Annotated in this window: 5 protein-coding genes; 3 read left to right on the top strand and 2 right to left on the bottom strand. The window is 72.5% G+C overall.

The annotated features are described in order from the left end of the window. Nucleotide 1 precedes the first annotated feature (1 nt). Nucleotides 2-400 (bottom strand): SCO4983 family protein, encoded by a 399-nt coding sequence (locus tag ACWGDE_RS36620; RefSeq protein WP_453393402.1) that lies wholly within the window; start codon nt 398-400, stop codon nt 2-4. Between the two features lie 197 nt (nt 401-597). Beyond that, on the bottom strand, nt 598-1,809 hold the full coding sequence (locus tag ACWGDE_RS36615) for a pyridoxal phosphate-dependent aminotransferase (RefSeq protein ID WP_453393401.1): 1,212 nt from the start codon (nt 1,807-1,809) through the stop codon (nt 598-600). Nucleotides 1,810-2,089: 280 nt separating this feature from the next. Between ACWGDE_RS36615 and ACWGDE_RS36610 the strand changes: the two genes are divergently transcribed. The 3 genes from ACWGDE_RS36610 to ACWGDE_RS36600 all read left to right on the top strand — a co-directional run bounded on the left by ACWGDE_RS36610 (nt 2,090) and on the right by ACWGDE_RS36600 (nt 4,186). Then, nucleotides 2,090-2,569 carry a hypothetical protein gene (locus tag ACWGDE_RS36610; protein WP_453393400.1) on the top strand — a complete coding sequence of 160 codons (480 nt, stop codon included), beginning with the start codon at nt 2,090-2,092 and terminating at the stop codon, nt 2,567-2,569. A gap of 108 nt (nt 2,570-2,677) precedes the next feature. Next, the gene (locus tag ACWGDE_RS36605) at nt 2,678-2,926 is read left to right on the top strand and encodes a hypothetical protein (RefSeq protein WP_453393399.1); all 249 of its coding nucleotides are present in this window, start codon (nt 2,678-2,680) and stop codon (nt 2,924-2,926) included. 159 nt (nt 2,927-3,085) lie between these two features. Further along, a complete protein-coding gene (locus tag ACWGDE_RS36600; RefSeq protein WP_453393398.1) occupies nt 3,086-4,186 on the top strand; it encodes a serine hydrolase domain-containing protein in 1,101 nt (366 codons plus the stop codon). Nucleotides 4,187-4,321: the final 135 nt, after the last annotated feature.

Below are 4,321 nucleotides of genomic sequence, written 5' to 3'. Positions count from 1 at the left end.
GTCAGTGGGCGCCGACGAGGTCGAGCGCGGCGGCGTGCTCGTCCATCCGCTCGGCGGCGAGGATCGCGACCGTGGTGTCGGCGCGGGACGCGGCGACGAGCAGGGCGCGGGCGGCGAAGTCGTGCGCACGCCGGTGCAGCGCGGCGACGGCTTCGGGTTCGGCCGCGTCACCGGGCTGCCGCTCCGCACGCGCGGGCTGCGCGCCGCGCAGACGCGTCACCTCGGCGGCGATCCGGGCGGCGGCCTCGTCGAGGCCGAGCTCGTCGGTGACGGTGAGCAGCGCGGCCAGGTGCCCGGCGAGCTGGATGTCCAGCGCCTCGGACCGGCTGCTGCGGGGGTAGTCGGTGCGGTGGCCGCCTATGCGGGGGTCGACCGACTTGGTGCGAATCGGCTCGTACATGCGGAGGCCTCCTGCGTGGTCAGGAGACCATCCTACCTTGGATCGGTTCTAAAGTTGAGCTGAATCCTGTTCCTGTGTGTCGACGCGACCCCGGTACGACCCCCGCGCGACCTCGACGCGAGCCCGGGGTGTCTCCAGAAGCCCCAGGGACCCCAGGGGCCCCGAGGCCCCGAGGGCCCCAGGCACCCGCGTCCGCCCTACGGCTGGCTGTATCCGTCGAGGAAGTTCCCGATCCGGGTCACCGCGTCGCCCAGATCCTTCGCGTTCGGCAGGGTCACGATCCGGAAGTGATCGGGGTCGGGCCAGTTGAAGCCCGTACCGTGCACGACCATGATCTTTTCCTCGCGCAGCAGGTCGAGGACCATCTGCCGGTCGTCCTTGATCTTGTAGACGGACGGGTCCAGCTTCGGGAACAGGTACAGCGCGCCCCTGGGCTTCACGCAGGTGATGCCGGGGATCTGCGTCAGCAGGTCGTAGGCGGTGTCGCGCTGCTCCAGCAGCCGTCCGCCGGGCAGGACCAGGTCGACGATCGACTGCCGACCGCCCAGCGCGGTGGCGATGGCGTGCTGCGAGGGCATGTTGGCGCAGAGCCGCATGTTCGCCAGGATCGTCAGCCCCTCGATGTACGAGGAGGCGTTCTTCTTGGGGCCGCAGACGGCCATCCAGCCGGCCCGGTAGCCGGCGACGCGGTAGTTCTTGGACAGCCCGTTGAACGTGAGCGTCAGCAGGTCCGGGGCGATGGCGGCGGTGTTCGTGTGCGTGGCGCCGTCGTAGAGGATCCGGTCGTAGATCTCGTCCGAGCACACGATCAGGTTGTGGCGGCGGGCGATGTCCGTCAGCCCGCGCAGCATCTCGTCGTCGTAGACGGCGCCCGTAGGGTTGTTCGGGTTGATGATCACGATGGCGCGGGTGCGGTCGGTGACCTTGCGCTCGATGTCCGCGAGGTCCGGCATCCAGTCGGACTGCTCGTCGCACCGGTAGTGCACGGCGGTGCCGCCGGCCAGCGATACGGAGGCGGTCCACAGCGGGTAGTCCGGCGCGGGCACCAGGACCTCGTCGCCGTCGTCGAGCAGCGCCTGCATCGACATCTGGATCAGCTCGGAGACGCCGTTGCCGAGGTAGATGTCCTCGACGTCCAGGTCGATGCCCTTGGTCTGGTAGTGCTGCATCACCGCGCGGCGCGCCGAGAGCAGCCCCTTCGCGTCCCCGTAGCCGTGGGCGTTGCCCAGGTTGCGGAGCATGTCCTCAAGGATCTCCGGCGGGCACTCGAAGCCGAAGGCCGCGGGGTTGCCGGTGTTGAGCTTGAGGATGCGATGACCTGCCGCTTCGAGCCGCATCGCCTCTTCGAGGACGGGTCCGCGGATCTCGTAGCAGACATTGGCGAGTTTCGTTGACTGGATCACCTGCATGACGGGAGCTTACGGGGCCGGGTGCGGGTGCGCTCCGCTATTTGCCGGGGAGGCGGGGGGTGAACGGCAGACCGATATGTCCCCTTTCGCGTAAAGCTTGGGTGCGGGCGCCGCGGACCCTTGGAAACCGGGGCCGGGCCCGGGTTCCGACCTGCGGAATGGGTGGGGCCGGGGGAGGGCGCCGGACCGGTGTTGCGCTCGTCACCCTGCCGGGTACCGGACGCCCTCTAGGGTGTGCGCGGCGCGCGACGAAGATCAAGGAGAGCGGGGCGTACGGGAGATGGACGGTACGGGGAAGAACGGCGGGCCGGGGAGCGCCGCCGGCGGCGGGAGCGCCGAACGGGGCGGGAGCGCCGAACGGGGCGGGAGCAGCGGCGGGGAGGGTGGCGCGGGGGCCGGCGGGCCTCGGGCGGACCTCGCCTCCGTGCTCCGCTTCGCGACGGAGCTGTGCGCCTGGGTGGCCGCCCCCTGGGCCCTGGCGGGCTGGTCGGTGACGGCGGCGGTGGCCTCCGTGGTGCTCCTGATCGGGCTCCCGACGGTGTTCGCCACCCCGGGCGACAAGGCCCAGGTGATCGTTGCGGTCCCGGGCGCGGTGACCGTCGCCCTGGTGCTGCTGCAGCTGGTCGTGGCCGTGGTGGCGTCCTGGTTCGCCTGGCCGCTCTGGGCCGCGGTCCCGGTGGCGGCCCTGGCGGTGGCCTGCCTGGTCACGGAGCGCACGAGGTGGCGGGGGCTGCTGGCGGGAGGGCCGGCGCGGGCCTGAGTACGGGTCTGAGTACGCGCACTCATGCGGCGCGGCCCGGCCCCGGTGGAGGGTGGTGCGTACGCGTCCGGGGGGACGCCGTGCGGGGATCGGCGAGGGCGTCGGGGCATGAGGGGTGGGGCAGTGGAGTTCACGGTCGGGGACATGGTCATCGAGGCGCTCGGGTCGGACGGGGACGACCGGGCCATCGAGTTCTGGGCCACCCCGCGGGGTGCCGAGATGCCGGCCGTCTTCGCCATCCACCGCGAGCAGGACGGGGACTGGGAGTCCGCCCGCCTCACCGTCGACCCGCACTCGGGCTCCCTCCCCGTGGCCGCGGTCGAGTGGGCGGTGGAGTTCGCCCGGGAGTACCTCTGAGCGGTCACGGAGGTCGTGGCACGTCCCTTAGGCCGTCCGGGCAAAGGGGTCGGGGTGCGGTCGGGGCCCGGTCCGGGTGATCACTGATGGGCAACGCCCGGCGGGTGGCGGAGAGTTGGTGTCAGACCCCGCTGAGCAGCCCTTCTCCAGGAGACACCGATGAACGCACGCCCCCGCACCCTCCATCGCATCGCCGTCACCGGCATCGCACTGGCGGCTCTCACCATCGGCGCGGGCGTCCCGGCAGCACTGGCCGCCCCCGCCTCTGCTTCGAGCCCCGCTTCCATCGCTTCCGCGGCCCACGGCGGGCGGGCGGTCGCCCAGGACCCCGCAGCCATGCGGGAGCTGCTGGCGCGGCTGCCCGACGGGGTCTCCACGAGCGCGCTGGTGCGGCTGTCCGGGGAGGGGCTCCGCACGCCGTGGACCGGGTCCGCCGGGCCGGTGGCACCCGACGCGCAGGCCCCGATAGGCAGCGTGACCAAGCTGTTCACCAACACCTTGGTGCTCCGGCTCGCCGCCGAGCACCGGATAGCCGTCGACGCCCCGGTGCGCCGCTACCTGCCCGACCTGATACCCGCCGCGTACGCCGAAGTGACCGTACGGCAGCTCATGGACCACACCGGCGACCTGCCGATGGTCTCGGGAGGCCCCGCCGAGCCGCGCGAGGTGGTGCTCGCCTCCTTCGCCGCGGACGCGGCCGCCCGCCCGGGCCGCGTTCCCGCCCCCGGCACGGTCCAGCAGTACAACGGGATGAACAGCTTCGTCGCCGGGCTGCTCGTGGAGCGGATATCCGGCCGGACGTACGAGGAGGAGCTGCGGCGCCAGATCCTGCGCCCCCTGGGGCTGCGCCGGACGGAGATGTCGACGGATCCGCGCATGGCCTGGTACTGGGCGGAAGGCGGCCTGGTCTCGACCGCGGCGGACCTGGACCGCTTCATGGGCGCACTGCTGGGCGGCCGGCTGCTGCCGCCCGCGCAGCAGCGCCACCTGTACGAGGTCCCCGACGTGCCCAACTCCCCGACCAACACCTGCCTGTCGCCGAAGGCCTGCTTCAGCGCCGGCGGCCTGATGCGCCACGAGGCGGGCGGGACCACCGTCTGGGGCAAGACGGGCTCCGGACTCGGCCGGTCGAGCGGTGTGTTCGCCACCGGGGACGGCGGCCGCCGACTGGTCTACGCCCACACCCCCGCCGCCGGGGCGACCCGCGCCCAGCAGGTGAACCGTGTCGTCGAGTTCGTGGACGCGGGCTTCGCGGGCTAGGCGGGGCGGGGCGGGCGGTCTCGGGGAAGCGGGCTTGGGCACGTATCCGCGCGCAGGGAGAACGGAGAAACGGAGAGCAGGACCGGAACGGGCACCGCAGAAAGGGGCGGGGCGCCACCGGTCGGTCGGTCTGTC

Source organism: Streptomyces sp. NPDC054956 (assembly GCF_053609185.1).
This window is presented reverse-complemented; position numbering and strand designations above follow the sequence as displayed.